General features: G+C 63.7%; 14 protein-coding genes. 3 read left to right on the forward strand and 11 right to left on the reverse strand.

Annotated elements, in window-relative coordinates; genetic code table 11:
- Positions 1 to 119 precede the first annotated feature (119 nt).
- Positions 120 to 1,352: an aromatic ring-hydroxylating oxygenase subunit alpha gene (locus tag BLU35_RS21390; RefSeq protein WP_093234394.1), complete on the forward strand. Its 1,233-nt coding sequence runs from the start codon at positions 120 to 122 to the stop codon at positions 1,350 to 1,352.
- Between the two features lie 41 nt (positions 1,353 to 1,393).
- Here the strand turns inward: BLU35_RS21390 and BLU35_RS21395 are convergent, their stop codons facing one another.
- A complete protein-coding gene (locus BLU35_RS21395; RefSeq protein ID WP_093234395.1) occupies positions 1,394 to 1,837 on the reverse strand; it encodes an Lrp/AsnC family transcriptional regulator in 444 nt (147 codons plus the stop codon).
- Positions 1,838 to 1,951: 114 nt separating this feature from the next.
- On the opposite strand from BLU35_RS21395, the gene BLU35_RS21400 reads away from it, so the two are divergent.
- On the forward strand, positions 1,952 to 2,536 hold the full coding sequence (locus BLU35_RS21400) for a cysteine hydrolase family protein (protein ID WP_058321558.1): 585 nt from the start codon (positions 1,952 to 1,954) through the stop codon (positions 2,534 to 2,536).
- Between the two features lie 117 nt (positions 2,537 to 2,653).
- Here the strand turns inward: BLU35_RS21400 and BLU35_RS21405 are convergent, their stop codons facing one another.
- The 10 genes from BLU35_RS21405 to BLU35_RS21450 all read right to left on the reverse strand — a co-directional run bounded on the left by BLU35_RS21405 (position 2,654) and on the right by BLU35_RS21450 (position 12,735).
- Positions 2,654 to 3,178, reverse strand: coding sequence for a DUF3426 domain-containing protein (locus tag BLU35_RS21405; protein ID WP_058321559.1), 525 nt, complete (start codon positions 3,176 to 3,178; stop codon positions 2,654 to 2,656).
- A gap of 217 nt (positions 3,179 to 3,395) precedes the next feature.
- Positions 3,396 to 4,520, reverse strand: a complete 1,125-nt coding sequence (locus tag BLU35_RS21410; protein ID WP_058321572.1) for an ABC transporter substrate-binding protein — start codon at positions 4,518 to 4,520, stop codon at positions 3,396 to 3,398.
- A 17-nt stretch (positions 4,521 to 4,537) separates the two neighbouring features.
- On the reverse strand, positions 4,538 to 5,293 hold the full coding sequence (gene fhuF, locus BLU35_RS21415) for a siderophore-iron reductase FhuF (RefSeq protein WP_093234396.1): 756 nt from the start codon (positions 5,291 to 5,293) through the stop codon (positions 4,538 to 4,540).
- A 227-nt stretch (positions 5,294 to 5,520) separates the two neighbouring features.
- Positions 5,521 to 6,012, reverse strand: a complete 492-nt coding sequence (locus BLU35_RS21420; protein WP_093234397.1) for an ester cyclase — start codon at positions 6,010 to 6,012, stop codon at positions 5,521 to 5,523.
- A gap of 67 nt (positions 6,013 to 6,079) precedes the next feature.
- Positions 6,080 to 7,507: a gamma-aminobutyraldehyde dehydrogenase gene (locus BLU35_RS21425; RefSeq protein ID WP_093234398.1), complete on the reverse strand. Its 1,428-nt coding sequence runs from the start codon at positions 7,505 to 7,507 to the stop codon at positions 6,080 to 6,082.
- 24 nt (positions 7,508 to 7,531) lie between these two features.
- Positions 7,532 to 8,347: an ABC transporter permease gene (locus BLU35_RS21430; RefSeq protein ID WP_093234399.1), complete on the reverse strand. Its 816-nt coding sequence runs from the start codon at positions 8,345 to 8,347 to the stop codon at positions 7,532 to 7,534.
- Positions 8,337 to 9,287 (reverse strand): ABC transporter permease, encoded by a 951-nt coding sequence (locus BLU35_RS21435; RefSeq protein WP_057253272.1) that lies wholly within the window; start codon positions 9,285 to 9,287, stop codon positions 8,337 to 8,339. Before BLU35_RS21435 ends, BLU35_RS21430 begins: the two co-directional genes overlap by 11 nt.
- Positions 9,284 to 10,282, reverse strand: coding sequence for an ABC transporter ATP-binding protein (locus BLU35_RS21440; RefSeq protein WP_065375648.1), 999 nt, complete (start codon positions 10,280 to 10,282; stop codon positions 9,284 to 9,286). Before BLU35_RS21440 ends, BLU35_RS21435 begins: the two co-directional genes overlap by 4 nt.
- A gap of 223 nt (positions 10,283 to 10,505) precedes the next feature.
- Entirely contained in the window at positions 10,506 to 11,666 is a 1,161-nt protein-coding gene (locus BLU35_RS21445) for an ABC transporter substrate-binding protein (protein ID WP_093234400.1), read from the reverse strand.
- A gap of 160 nt (positions 11,667 to 11,826) precedes the next feature.
- Positions 11,827 to 12,735 (reverse strand): LysR family transcriptional regulator, encoded by a 909-nt coding sequence (locus BLU35_RS21450; protein ID WP_029742595.1) that lies wholly within the window; start codon positions 12,733 to 12,735, stop codon positions 11,827 to 11,829.
- A 159-nt stretch (positions 12,736 to 12,894) separates the two neighbouring features.
- Here BLU35_RS21450 and BLU35_RS21455 point away from each other — a divergent pair, with 159 nt between their 5' ends.
- The gene (locus tag BLU35_RS21455) at positions 12,895 to 13,809 is read left to right on the forward strand and encodes an alpha/beta hydrolase (protein ID WP_502688165.1); all 915 of its coding nucleotides are present in this window, start codon (positions 12,895 to 12,897) and stop codon (positions 13,807 to 13,809) included.
- Positions 13,810 to 13,827 lie beyond the last annotated feature (18 nt).

A 13,827-nucleotide genomic window follows, 5' to 3' on the forward strand; every position in this document is an offset into this window, starting at 1 on the left:
CGGACCTGGGCGGGGCGGATCTCGCGCCAACGGCAGAGGGCGCGCCATCCGGTGCCCGATGAAATTTACACGCGCGCCGGAACGCGGTCCTTCCGGTCCAATTGTTGGAGTTCAACCCCATGCTCGTTTCGGAGCTCAAGACTACGACTGTCACCGGCGACCGCATCGATCAGCTGGTTGCTGCCCATCGTCCCGGCCATGGGTTGGCGCGCGCCTTCTATCTCGACCCGGAAATCTATGAACGTGATCTGGAGCGCGTTTTCCGCCGCCACTGGCACTGCGTGGCGCATGAGAGCGCTATCCCGAACGCCAATGACTTCGAGGTGTTCCGCATGGCCTCCGAGCAGGTGATCGTCACCCGCACGGCCAGTGGCGAGATCCACGCGATGCTCAATGTCTGCCGCCATCGCGGCGCCGAGGTCTGCGCCAAGAACAAGGGCAATGCCCGCGCCTTCGTCTGCCCTTACCATGCCTGGACCTATGGCAATGACGGCGCGCTGAAGGCGGCGCGGTTGATGCCGAAGGATTTCCGGCGCGAAGACCATGGGCTGAAGAAGCTCCATGTGCGTGTCATCGAAGGGCTGATCTTCATCTCATTCGCCGACCAGCTGCTCGATTTCAGCGATGTCGAGCATCTCCTGCACGCGACCTGCGGGCAATATGGCTGGGGGTCGGCCAAGATCGCCCATCGCCAGACCTATCCGGTCGATGCCAACTGGAAGCTCGCGGTCGAGAACTATGTCGAGTGCTATCACTGCGGTCCGGCGCATCCGGAATATTCCGAAACGCATGCGCTGGAACAGCCGCTGCATATGATCGAGGAACTGAACGCCCGGATGGAGGCGCGCACCTGCGAACTCGGCATCGAGGTCGGCTCCGGCAACCATTGGCAGACATCTGTCACGGGGAAGGAGGCGGTGCACGCCTTCCGCTATCCGCTCTATGACGGCGCCAAGACCGGCAGCAAGGACGGCCAGGCGCTGAGCCGGCTCATGGGGCGTTTCACCGATTTCGACGGCGGCGTCACCTCGATCCATTTGGGCGGCACCACTTTCCTCGTCTGCTACCCCGATCACGGCATGATCTACCGTTTCATCCCGAAGACGGCGGAGACCTCGGAGATGGAGCTGATCTGGCTGGTCGACGGCGAGGCCGAGGCGGGGCGGGACTACGATCTGGAAAAGTTGACGTGGCTGTGGAAGGTGACGACCGAGGAAGACAAGGCGATCATCGAGCACACGTCGCGCGGCGTGCGCTCGCACTATTTCGTGCCGGGTCCGATCGCGCCGATGGAGCATAACGAGCTTCGCTACATCAACTGGTATCTCGACGAGATCAGCCGACCGGTCTGATCCATATCATCAACCGAGTGGGACGGCCGAGGCCGTCCCACCTAATCTCTGCGATCGAAATGGGTCCGGAGCGCCACATGCGTCTGCACAGTGGCGATACCCGGGATCAGGGAAATCTGCCGGCGGATCGTGTCGAGGTCGCCGTTCGTAGCGCATTCGACGAGCACCATCAGATCGGTGGAGCCGGCGAGCGACCAGCATGTGACGACCGGCGACATGGCGGAAAGGTGCGGCACGATGTGGTCGCAATTCTTGCTGGACTGGAACGTGATGGCGACCAAGGCCCTGACCGTCGGGTTCTTGTCCTCGACGCCGAGACGGATCGTGTAGCCGGCGACGACGCCCTTGGCTTCGAGGCGCCGCAGACGCTCGTGCACGCCGCTGCGCGAGAGGCCGGCATGTCGGGCGAGCGCCACCAGGCTCTGGCGTGAATCCTGGCGAAGCGCTGCCAGTAGCAGCCGATCCTTGTCGTCGAGTTCCGTCAAATTGTATCTCCTTTTGCGCTAATTCCGGACGTTTGTCCGGTTTGGCGCCATCTTGTCCAGTGAAACCGGACGGTAGGACAGGTAGCTTCCTTCTCGCAACGAAGGAGCTTTGCCATGAAAATACCAGTCGTGCCCGACAATGCCGTGCTGCTGCCGATCGACATGCAGCAGGCTTTCGACAGCGCCCCCTGGCCGCGCCGATGGAATGCCGATATCGACCGGAACGGTCTCACCCTGCTTGCCGCCTGGCGCGCGGCCGGCCGGCCGGTGATCCATGTCCGCCATGACAGCGTCATGCCGGGCTCGACGCTTGGAGCCGGTGCACCCGGCAACGCCTTCCGGCCCGGCTTCGAGCCGCAGGCCGGCGAACCACTCGTCACCAAGAGCGTCAACGCGGCCTTCATCGGTACCGATCTCGACCTCAGGCTTCGGCGTCTTGGCGTCGATACAGTCGTTACCTTCGGCATCTCGACCGACATGTGTGTCTCCACCTCGGTGCGCGTTGGCGCCAATCTCGGCTACCGCATGATCCTCGTCGAGGATGCGTGCGATTGCTTCGACCAGCCGGATGGAGATGGAACGGTAATCGCGGCCCGGGATGTCCACCGGGCCCATGTCGCGACCTTGCGCGCCGAGTTCGCCGAGGTGACGACGACGGTTGCCTTCGTCGAAGCCCTACGCCGTCCGGACGCCGCCTAGAGTGTCCCACTCTCCTGTCGAATCGCTGAGCGCGCGCTGTTTACAAGCGATTCCTGATAAACTTTGAAGCGGGTTTCCGCCGGAATTGTGTCGCATTCCGGGCATTGCACCCGCTGTTCACCGGTTTGTGCCGCGGACCTCGACGATGTCGGTCGTCCATTTCGGCGCCGTCAGGCTCTGGCCTTCGCGGTTCGGAAAGGTGAGGAAGGTCTCGAACGGCCGGCTCTGGCCGGCCGGCACCCGGGCGAGAATGAGGGCCGCGTCGTCGCCGATCGTCTGGCAGACATCGTCCGGGCAATCTTCCAGCGTAACGGACAGGCGGAAGTATTCGAGCAGCGTCTGGCCCTTGTTCGTCACTGTGCCACGCAGGCGGAAGCTTCGTCCCGGTTGGCTTTGCTCGAAGGTCAGGCCATCAAGCGCAATGTCGGCGGCGGTCAGGCCCGCGGGCTGCGTCGTCTGGACCGGTTCAGGTGCTGCGGGCTTGCGACCGTCGCGATCGCTGAACCAGATGATGAAGGCGACGAGCAGGCCGACCGCTACGGCAACTGAGAGGATCGGTTCCGCCCATTGGCGAAAACGGCTGAAGCGCGCTGCCATGTACACAACGACAAGACCCAGCGGTAACGCAATCAACCAAAGCATCCGGATCCTCCTCACCGCATCATTCCTTGAATCGGATTCGATGCAAGGGGGAAACCATGCAGCCGATCAAAGCTTTAGACGGTCCTTGCCCTCAAGAGGCATGGCCGTGACCGCACTTATATAGGGTGCTCGGCGGCTGACAACACGCGACCATAAGCAGTAGCCGATGGTTCTCGGCCAAGGACGGACTCTATTGCTGGTGAGGACAAAGCGGATGCTAGTCCGCCGGTTTCAGGTCCACCCAGTAGGTGCCTTCGAACGGGACCGCGGCGAAGCGGGTGTTGATCTCGGCAAGGCTCTTCTTCGGGTCGAGATCGGAAAAGAGATCCGGCCGGATCCAGGCGGCGAAGGCCTCTGCCGCGACGATGTTGAGCGGGATGGCGTTGAAGAAGTTCCAAAGCCCATGGACGCGCTTTTCCTGTACGGCGCGGATGCTCGAAAGGGCGGGCGCCTCGATCGTGCGGGCGAGCGTCTGTTGCGCTTCGTCTTCGCTGATACCCGGGCCGATCGAGAGCGTGCCGTACTTGCCGCCGGGCGAGGAGGTAGCGATGTAGATGTCGGGATTGGCGGCCATGACCGCCTCGGCGTTGACCGTGCCGCCCGGCCGCGGCAGCGTGCCTTCGGCGATGTTGCGGCCGCCGGCAATCGTCAGGAACTCGCCGAGGCCGCCGGTGCCATAGGCCCAGCAGCAGCGGTCGGCCTGGGGGAAGGCGTCCATCAGCACCAGAGGGCGTGGCTCCGGCCTGGCGGCGAGGCGCGCCCGGATCAAGGCCAGCTTGTCCTCGTAGAACTGAGCGAAGGCGTCTGCCTGTTCGTCCCGTTCGAGGATCTTGCCGAGCAGGCGCATCATGCGCGGCGTGCTCGTCAGCGGATCATTGTTGAAGTCGACGACGATGACAGGAACGCCGATGCCGGTCAGATAGTCGATGGCGCGCTTGCCGGGTTCGGTGTCGGCCTGCCAATTGGCGAGGATGGCAAGGTCGGCCTTCAGCGTCAGCAGCGTCTCGAAGGAAAGGCCCGGGCCGGTTCCGTCGTCGATCTGCGGGACGTCTGCGATCGCGGGAAACTTCCGCCGGAAGCTCTCGTAGATCTCCGGATTGTCGCCCTTCATGTCGCCGGACCAGCCGGCAAGCAGGCTGACGGGATCGGGATGGATCAGCGACAGCGCGACGAGATTGAAGCCGCTCCCGAGAAGGATCGCCTTGGGCTTTGCCGGGATCGTCACCACACGGCCGACCGCATCGGTGACGGTCATCGGCCATTGGCCTTCCGCATGGGCGGCGGTTGCGAGCGTCAGAGCAGCAAGGATGACGAGGAAGAACCGCCGGGCGGTCTGGAAAATGCAGCGATGAAGCAAGCCTATTGGTTCCTTTGGCTGGGAAGGGCGCAGAGGCTGCCGCAGCTCGGCACGCCGGGCAGCAGATAGCGCAGGCAGCAGATCTTGCGGCGGCAGACGCGGGCGCCGTCTTCTTCCTCGTGGCGCAGGCAATCGAAGAAGGGGTTGGGCGTGCCGTCCGGCAGGGTTTTGCTGCCGATCAGCGCATCGGCCTGGGCGTTTAGCGGCTCGATGCCGGAGGCCCGCAGCGCATAGTCGATGTAGACGAGCGCATTGTTCCAGGCGAGTTTCGGGGCGATGCCGCCGACGGACTTGAGGTAACCGACGACCTCACGCAGATGCCCTTGCATCAGGGGTGCGAGCGTCGCGAAAACGTCGGTGTCATCGGCCTCCTGCCAATCGCCCGACGTCGCGACGCCGAAGGTTCGGGGCAGGCCGTCTTCGGCAAGCGCAACTTTCATCTGATCGAAGGTGACGGGGAGCACCTGATGGTCGAGCACGCGCGCCACCAGATAGGGGATGGTGAGGCTCGAAAAATAATAGAGCGACCACATGGAAGCGACGGCGCGCCGATCGCTGGCTCCGGATTTTTCGGTGTAGATATCGAGCGCTTTGTCGAAGGCGCCGGAAGCGAAGAAGTCCGGCAGCGCCATGCCGTCGGAGAGTTCGTCCGAGAGCACCATCTTCTCGTTGCACCAGGCGTGCGTTCCGGCAAAGGCGGCCGACAGCGCCTTGGGACCACCTGTCGCGATGACCGGTTCAGAAACGGCAGCCGTCATGGCGTCACCCGCGCGCGGGTACGCCCGATCGGAAACTCAGCCGTAAAAGAACGCCGTCCTGCAAGCATGCGACACCTTCTGAGCGCGGTCAGAAACTCATAAGGTGATCGTGTTACTCAAGATTATTTGCGACGCAAGTTATTTATGAGTTTTGCAATCATGATTTGTGGGCAAAAGAAGCGAGTAGCCGCAAGCCGGAGCCTGCGGCTGCCAATGTGCAAGGCCAGTTACATCAAGCCGAGCTGCTTGTAGAAGCCGAGGGCGTCGTAATAGTCGTTCTGGGAGGCGATCTTGCCGTCCTTGATGGTGAAGACCGAAGCGCCGGTGAACTTGAAGCTCTTGTTGGTCGCGGCCGTGCCATCGGCCCAGGCGCCCGAATTGGTGCCGGAGAACTCCCATTCGAAGGAGACCTTGTCGCCGGCAGCGATCGGGTCGCCTTTCATGGTCCAGACCGCATCGGGAACGGCGTTCAGGAAGTTGTCGATGACGCCGGTCTTGGCGGCATCTTTCCCTGTTACCGGCTTGCCGACGGACGCGTCGTAATAGGTCACGTCGTCGGCGAAGTAGGATGCGGCCTTGGCCGAGTCATGGGCGTTCCAGGCTGCGACATAGGCCGCGACCACATCCGGCGCCGCGTCGGCGGCGAAGGCCGCCGGCGAGAGCACCAGGGCGCTGAGGCTCAGAGCGCCTGCAGCAACAAGCAATTGACGGCGGTACATGGCAAACTTCTCCCGTTTGTTTTCGTTTGCATGCGATATGCGAGCCGAGCTCAGGCGCGTGTGCGCCTCAGCCGTGGTTGATCATGATGTGGCGAACGGCGGTGTAGTCCTCGAGCGCATAGGCCGACATGTCCTTGCCGTAGCCCGATTGCTTGACGCCGCCATGCGGCATCTCGTTGGTCAGCATGAAATGGGTGTTGATCCAGGTGCAGCCGTATTGCAGCCGCGAGGCTGCCTTCATCGCCCGGGAGATGTCCTTGGTCCAGACGGAGGAGGCGAGGCCGTAGTCGCTGTCATTGGCCCAGGCGATCGCATCGTCCTTGCCGGTGAAGCGGGTGACCGAGACAACCGGGCCGAAGACTTCGCGGCGGACGATCTCGTCCTCCTGGGTGGCACCGGCGACCACGGTCGGCTGGAAGAAGAAGCCATCGCTGCTGCCGGCGCTGCCGCCGGTGGTGATCTCGATGTGCTTCTGGTCGGCGGCACGCTCGACGAAGCTTGCAACGCGATCGCGCTGGCGGCGCGAAATCAGCGGGCCGATCTCGTTTTCGGTGTCGTCGGCATGATTGTAGCGGATGGTCGAGACGGCGGAGGTGAGGTCGGCGACCAGCTTTTCGTAGATGCCGGCCTCGGCATAGATGCGGCAGGCGGCGGTGCAGTCCTGGCCGGCATTGTAGTAGCCGAAGGTGCGGATGCCATTGACCACCGCTTCGAGATCGGCGTCGTCATAGACGATGACCGGGGCCTTGCCGCCGAGTTCGAGATGCGTGCGCTTGACGGTCTTGGCGGCGGCCGCCAGCACCTTCTTGCCGGTGGCGATATCGCCGGTGATCGAGACCATCGAGATCTTCGGGTGGTTGATCAGCGCATTGCCGACGGTTTCGCCACGGCCGGAAATGACGTTGACGACGCCTTCCGGCAGGATGTCGGCGAGCACGCGGGCAAGCTTCAGCGCCGTCAACGGCGTCTGTTCGGAGGGCTTGAAGACGACGGTATTGCCGCCGGCGATTGCCGGCGCCAGCTTCCAGGCCATCATCATCAGCGGATAGTTCCAGGGGGCGATCGAGCCGACGATGCCGATCGGGTCGCGGCGGATCATCGAGGTGTGGCCGGGCAGGTATTCGCCAGCTGTCGGCGCATGCAGGTTGCGCACGGCGCCGGCGAAGAAGCGCCAGCAGTCGACGATGGCCGGCAGTTCGTCGTTCTTCACCGCGTTGATCGGCTTGCCGCAGTTCAGCGCTTCGAGGGCTGCAAAGCCGTCGGCATCCTTCTCGATCGCGTCGGCGATCTTGAGCAGATAATTGGAGCGTTCGGCGGGTGTGGTCTGCGACCAGGTGGTGAAGGCCTGCTCGGCGGCGTCCACGGCCGCCTCGACCTGGGTATGCGAGGCTTCCGGCAGGTCGACGATCTTGCCGCCCGTCCGCGGGTTCAGGATGTGTTCGTCGGCCTCGGTGCCGGCCTCGAAGCGCGATCCGATCAGCAGTTGGGTGTCCATGTCTGTTCTCCCTTGATAGTCGAGTTATTTGCCGGCGCCGGCGATCTGGTCGCCGTCGCGGGTGAGGTAGTAGGCGCCGAGGATCGGCAGGAAGGTGACGAGCACCACGACCATGGCGACGACGTTGGTCACCGGCCGCTGGCGCGGGCGGATCAGCTCTTCGAGCATCCAGATCGGCAGGGTGGATTGCTGGCCGGCGGTAAAGGTGGTGACGATCACCTCGTCGAAGGACAGCGCGAAGGCGAGCATGCCGCCGGCGAGCAACGCCGTGCCGATGTTCGGCAGGATGATGTGGCGGAAGGTCTGGAAGCCGTCGGCGCCGAGATCCATCGAGGCTTCGATCAGCGAGCCTGATATCCGCCGGAAGCGGGCGACCGCATTGTTGTAGACGACGACGATGCAGAAGGTCGCGTGGCCGAGAACGATGGTCCAGAAGGAAAAGGGGATATCGGCCATCGAGAAGGCGGAGCGCAGCGCAATGCCGGTGATGATGCCGGGAAGCGCGATCGGCAGGATGACAAGCAACGAGATCGTCTCGCGGCCGAAGAAGCGCGTCTGGCTGACGGCGGCGGCGCAGAGGGTGCCGAGCACCAGCGCCACCGACGTGGCGATCGCGGCGACCTTGACCGAGAGCGTCAGCGCCGCCCAGACGTCGGGCCGGTTCCAGGCAACGGCGAACCATTGCGCGGTCAGCCCCGGCGGCGGGAACTGGTAGCTCTTTTCCTCCGTCGTGAAGGCGTAGAGGAAGATCAAGAGGATCGGCAGGTGCAGGAAGGCAAGGCCGGCGGCGGCCGCCATCTTCAAGCCCATCGGCGAGCGGTTCAAGCGATCAGAGCGCATCGAAAGCCCCCATGCGTTTGGCCACAAACAGGTAGGCGCCCATGATGACGATCGGCACCACCGTGAAGGCGGCGGCGAGCGGGATGTTGCCGGCGGTGCCCTGCTGAGCATAGACCGCCTGGCCGATGAACAGCCTTGAGGAGCCGACGATCTGCGGGATGATGTAGTCGCCGAGCGTCAGCGAGAAGGTGAAGATCGAGCCGGCGACGATGCCCGGCAGCGCTAAGGGAAAGAGCACGTGACGGAAGGTCTGCGCCGGCGTGCCGCCGAGATCCGAGGAAGCCTCGATCAGGTTGCCAGGCACGCGCTCGAGCGCTGCCTGGATCGGCAGGATCATGAAGGGCAGCCAGACATAGACGAAGACGATGAAGGTGCCGGTATAGCTGACCGAGAGCGAGTTGCCGCCGACGACGGGAAGCGACAGCCAACCGTCGAGCAGCCAGAGCAGGTGCAGCTTTTCGAAGATCCAGGTGAGGATGCCTTCCTTGGCGAGGATCAGCTTCCAGGCGTAGATCTTGACCAGATAGCTCGACCAGAGCGGCAGCATGACGCCGAGATAGAAGAGCACCTTCCATTTTCCCTGCGCGTAGCGCGCCGCGTAATAGGCGATCGGGAAGGCGATGACGGCGGAAGCGAGCGTGACGGTTGCCGCCATCGTCACCGTGCGCAGGATGATGTCGAGATTGGTTTCGCTCAAAAGCTGGCGATAGGTCGCCAGCGTGAACTCGTAATTGATCAGGCCGGAGAAATCGTCGATCGAGAAGAAGCTCTGCAGCAACAGCGCAAAGAGCGAGCCCAGATAGACGACGCCGAGCCAGAGCAGCGGCGGCGCAAGCATCACCGTCAGCAGCAGATGCGGGTGCTTCCAGAAAAAGTCCGACAGGCGGCCGGCGGGGCCGCGGCGCTCGGGCAGAACGAGGGGTTCGGCAAAGGCGGTCATGCGTCCTCCATCGGGTGCAGCTCGTCGGCGGCGAAGCTGATGGTGACGGGGCTGCCGACCGCAGGCACGGTGAGCGCTGCGGGGCTGGCGACGGCGACACGGGCCCCATCGACATCGACGACGACGCGGTTGACGGCGCCGAGGAAACTATGGGCCGAGACGGTGCCCGAAAGGCTGAGCGCGCCGGTCCACGGGGTGGAGATGGAGATCGCCTCCGGGCGCAGGCTGGCGGAGGGTGCCTTCAAACCGAGCCGCTGGCAGAGTTTCGCCGGCAGCACGTTGGACGAACCGACGAAATCGGCAACGAACCGCGTCTTCGGCTGCTTGTAGACGTCTTCGGGGCTGCCGAGCTGCTGGATGCGGCCATCGTTGAAGACGGCGATGCGGTCGGCCATCGACAGCGCCTCGCCCTGGTCGTGGGTGACGAAGACGAAGGTGATGCCGAGCGATTTCTGCAGGCTCTTCAGCTCCTCCTGCATCTGCTCGCGCAGCTTCAGATCAAGCGCGCCGAGCGGTTCGTCGAGCAAAAGCACCTTGGGCTTGTTGACGAGCGCCCGGGCGAGCGCCACGCGCTGACGCTGGCCGCCGGAGAGCTGGCCGGGGCGGCGAGTGCCGTAGCCCGGCAACTTGACCATGGCGAGCGCGTCCTCGGCTGCCTTGCGGCGTTCCTCGCGGCCGACGCCCTTGACCATCAGCCCGTATGCGACGTTGTCGAGGATCGAGAGATGCGGGAAGAGGGCGTAGTCCTGAAACACCGTGTTGACGCTACGCCGATAGGGCGGCACGCCTTCGGCCGTCTCGCCGAAGATCTCGATATGGCCGCCGGTCGGCTGCTCGAAGCCGGCCATCAGGCGGAGACACGTGGTCTTGCCCGAGCCGGAGGGACCGAGCATGGCGAAGAATTCGCCCTCGGCGATTTCGAGGTTCACGCCATCGACGGCGCGCACGGCGCCGAAGTGGCGGGAAACATTGTCGAAGAGAACGGCGGTGGTCATTGAAGTACTCCGGAAAGTGTGGCCCCTCATCCCCGCGGTGAGGGGAAGCGCCCCTCATCCGCCCTGCCGGGCACCTTCTCCCCGCAGGCGGGGCGAAGGGGACTCGTGGCGGGCGTCTTGCCTCAAAGGTCACGCCCGAGGCTTGGCCGGGGGCGTTCCCTCTCCCCGCGTGCGGGGAGAGGGCTAGGGTGAGGGGCGATGCTTGCGATGTGGTCGCGACGGCTCAGCGACCGCCGATCACGCCGATGTAGTCGGAGACCCAGCGGTGATAGGGCACGCATTCGCCCTGGCTTTCGCACTTCGTAACCGGCGTCTTCCAGAACTTGACCTTGTCGAAGTCCTCATAGCCATTGGTCTTGCAGCCGGCGTCGGTCAAAAGGTCGTTGCCCTTGCAGGCGGCACCGACGGACGGGTTTGCGCCGAACCAGGCGGAGACGTCGCCCTGCACCTTCGGCGACAGCGAGTGCTCCATCCACATATAAGCGCAGTTCGGATGGGCGCTTTCGGCATGCAGCATGGTCGTATCCGCCCATCCGGTGACGCCTTCTTCCGGAATGGTCGAAGAGATCGGCAGCTTTTCGGCTTCCATCAGGTTGACCTGGAACGGCCAGGAGCCGGAGGCGACGACGCCTTCGTTCTTGAAGTCGTCGATCTGGATCATCGCGTCGTGCCAGTAGCGGCCGACCAGCTTGCGCTGGCCGCGAAGCAGATCGAGGGCCGCCTTGTACTGGTCTTCGTTGAGTTCGTAGGGATTCTTGATGCCGAGCTCGGGCTTGTGGGCCATCAGGTAGTTGGCGGCGTCGGCCACATGGATCGGGCCGTCATAGGCCTGGACGCGGCCCTTGTTGGACTTGCCGTCGGGCAGGTTCATTTCCTCGAAGACGACATTCCAGCTCTTCGGCGCTTCGCCCTTGAAGGCATCCTTGTTGTACATCAGCACGTTCGGGCCCCAGACATAGGGTACGCCGTAATGAACGCCGTTGACCGTGAACCACGGCGCGTTCTGCATGCGCTCGTCGATCGTCTTCCAGCTCGGGATCAGGTCGGTGTTAACAGGCTGGACGCGCTTGCCGGCAACGAGGCGCAGCGAGGCGTCGCCGGAGGCGGTGACGAGGTCGAAGCCGCCTTCGTTCATCAGCGCGACCATTTCGTCCGAGGTCGCCGCCGTCTTGACCGAGACCTTGCATCCGGTCTGCTTTTCGAAATCCGTGACCCAGTCGTAGTTCTTGTCGGTGTCGCCGCGCTCGATGTAGCCGGCCCAGGCGACGATGGAGAGTTCGCCTTCACCCTTGCCGAGTTCCTTCAGCGGCTCCTGCGCGAATGCCGGGGCAACAAGGCCAAGCGACAGGGTCAATGCCGTGCAGGATTTAAGCATCTGCTTCATCTGAATTCTCCCAGTTTTGAGCCGCATTTTACGGCTTCGTTCCCAGAATGAAGCGTGCCTTGATTTCTCCGCATTCGCAAATTCATTAAACAGAATGTCGCTTTCGGTTTTTCCGATATCAACGCTCAGAAGCGGCCTGAAAGCAAACAAATCCAGTGGGTTAACGCGGGCGGGCGCTTCGAAGCGCCTCGGCGATGCCGACGAAATCGCGCGCCGATTGCGGCAGGCCGGAGCCCTTGCGCCAGACCATGCCGACCTGCACGACGGGGAGCGCGCCGGAGACGTCGCGGCTCTCGATGCGGTCGCCTTCAAGCGACCAGGGGCGGTAGACGAGATCGGGCAAAAGCGCGATGCCGGCGCCGGTCGCGACCAGGCTGCGCACCGCTTCCACCGAGCGGGTGCGGAAGGCGACGTGCGGGCGGGCGCCGAGTGCCGACAGCAATTTGCCGGTGTTCTCCTCGATTTCATCCACCGTCAGCATGATCAGCGGTTCCTTGGCGATATCGCTGACGGAGATGATGTCGGCGCTGACCAGAGGGTGGCCGATCGGCAGCCAGAGACGATAGGGCGACGTCTCGAGGATTTCGGCCTGCAGCGCCATGCGATCGCGCAGGTTGGAAATGACCATGACGGCGACATCGAGCTCGCCGCCGATCAACAGATGTTCGAGATAGGAGCCGTTGTCCTCGATGGCGCTGACCTCGACGCCGGGGCAGGCGCGGCGATAGCGGGCCAAGAGATCGGAGAGCACGTAGCCGGCAACAAGCGAGGTGACCCCAAGATTGAGCTTGCCGCCGGTTTCCTCGCGGCTGTCGGAAAAGCTGCGTCGGGCGTCGGAGACATTGGAGAGGATCTTGGTGGCGTGGCGCAGGAACTGGTGGCCGTTATGGGTGATCGACAGGCCGCGCGGATGGCGGTCGAAGAGCTCGACGCCGAGATCGCCTTCGAGCTCCTTGATCGCCTCGGTGATCGAGGATTGCGAGATCGAAAGGTTCTGCGCCGCACGGGTGATCGAACCCTGCTCGGCGACGGCGACGAAATACTGCAACTGTCGAAATGTGAAGGCCATGGCGCGAGTTAATAGGTGCGGGGCAGGGCTGGCAAGCGCCGAAACGCAAGCGGATCGGTCGGTGATTTTTTCCTGTCATGTCGGTTTTCGAACAGGGAGCGGGCGTGCCGATGCTAAGCTGGCGGGAAAGCGGGATGAGAGGAGGACGATGTGGACCAGATGACGAAGCGGCCGATGCCGACGGAGGAGGGCATCCTCGCCTTCCATCGCCGCTGCGAAGACTTCTATCCCGCCGATGCTGTTGATGCCTCGATCGAGCAGCAGCGAAAATGGTACGACGCGCTTTGCGCCGAATTCGATGCGCCGAGCCCGGCCAGTCTCACCCGCGAGGATAGGTTCGTCGATGGCCGCATTCCGATCCGGCGCTACCGGCCCGCAACGGTTTCGACGAAGACCCGCATCTACTACATCCATGGCGGCGGCTTCGTCGTCGGTTCGCTTAACAGCCATGATGCGATCTGCGCCGAACTGGCGGATTTTGCTGGGGCAGAGCTGGTATCGGTCGATTATCGCCTGGCGCCCGAGCATGTCTGGCCAGCGGCCTTCGAGGATTGTTATGCGGTGCTGCAGGAGTTGCTCGCCGATGGTCGCCCGGTCGTCGTTGCCGGCGACAGCGCCGGCGGCAACCTCACGGCCGGCATCGTGCTCAAGGCGCGAGCGGAGGGGCTCACTGGCGTTGTCGGCCAGGTGCTGATCTATCCGGGTCTCGGTGGCGACCTCGTGTCCGGCTCCTATGTGGAGATGGCCGAGGCGCCAGGGCTGACGACCGCCGATACCAGTTATTATCGCAAGATCCTGCAGGCGCCTGCCGACAATTCCTTCGCAGCGCCCTTGGCGGAAAAGGATCTCTCGGGCTTGCCGCCGACCTATATCACCGGCGCCTTCTTCGATCCCCTGCGCGATGACGCGCGCTTCTATGCCGCGCGCCTTGCCACGGTCGGCGTCAACGTCACCTTCCGCGAAGAGCCGCAGATGATCCACGCCTGGCTGCGGGCGCGGCACATGAGCGACGGCGCGCGGGAAGGGTTTCGGCGGCTGGCCGAGGGCGTGGCGGTACTTGTAGGAACCCGCTGACAATTGGTGCGTTGCCGT

Origin of the sequence: Sinorhizobium sp. NFACC03 (genome assembly GCF_900103435.1) — a bacterium.
Taxonomy (GTDB): Bacteria; Pseudomonadota; Alphaproteobacteria; order Rhizobiales; family Rhizobiaceae; genus Ensifer.

Bases quoted from the DNA above. Each gene is read 5' to 3' on its own strand.
- BLU35_RS21390 (WP_093234394.1), top strand. From the start codon at position 120: ATGCTCGTTTCGGAGCTCAAGACTACGACTGTCACCGGCGACCGCATC.
- BLU35_RS21405 (WP_058321559.1), bottom strand. From the start codon at position 3,178: ATGCTTTGGTTGATTGCGTTACCGCTGGGTCTTGTCGTTGTGTACATG.
- BLU35_RS21445 (WP_093234400.1), bottom strand. From the start codon at position 11,666: ATGAAGCAGATGCTTAAATCCTGCACGGCATTGACCCTGTCGCTTGGC.
- BLU35_RS21435 (WP_057253272.1), bottom strand. From the start codon at position 9,287: ATGACCGCCTTTGCCGAACCCCTCGTTCTGCCCGAGCGCCGCGGCCCC.
- BLU35_RS21455 (WP_502688165.1), top strand. From the start codon at position 12,895: ATGACGAAGCGGCCGATGCCGACGGAGGAGGGCATCCTCGCCTTCCAT.
- BLU35_RS21440 (WP_065375648.1), bottom strand. From the start codon at position 10,282: ATGACCACCGCCGTTCTCTTCGACAATGTTTCCCGCCACTTCGGCGCC.
- BLU35_RS21450 (WP_029742595.1), bottom strand. From the start codon at position 12,735: ATGGCCTTCACATTTCGACAGTTGCAGTATTTCGTCGCCGTCGCCGAG.
- BLU35_RS21400 (WP_058321558.1), top strand. From the start codon at position 1,952: ATGAAAATACCAGTCGTGCCCGACAATGCCGTGCTGCTGCCGATCGAC.
- BLU35_RS21425 (WP_093234398.1), bottom strand. From the start codon at position 7,507: ATGGACACCCAACTGCTGATCGGATCGCGCTTCGAGGCCGGCACCGAG.
- BLU35_RS21430 (WP_093234399.1), bottom strand. From the start codon at position 8,347: ATGCGCTCTGATCGCTTGAACCGCTCGCCGATGGGCTTGAAGATGGCG.
- BLU35_RS21420 (WP_093234397.1), bottom strand. From the start codon at position 6,012: ATGTACCGCCGTCAATTGCTTGTTGCTGCAGGCGCTCTGAGCCTCAGC.
- fhuF (WP_093234396.1), bottom strand. From the start codon at position 5,293: ATGACGGCTGCCGTTTCTGAACCGGTCATCGCGACAGGTGGTCCCAAG.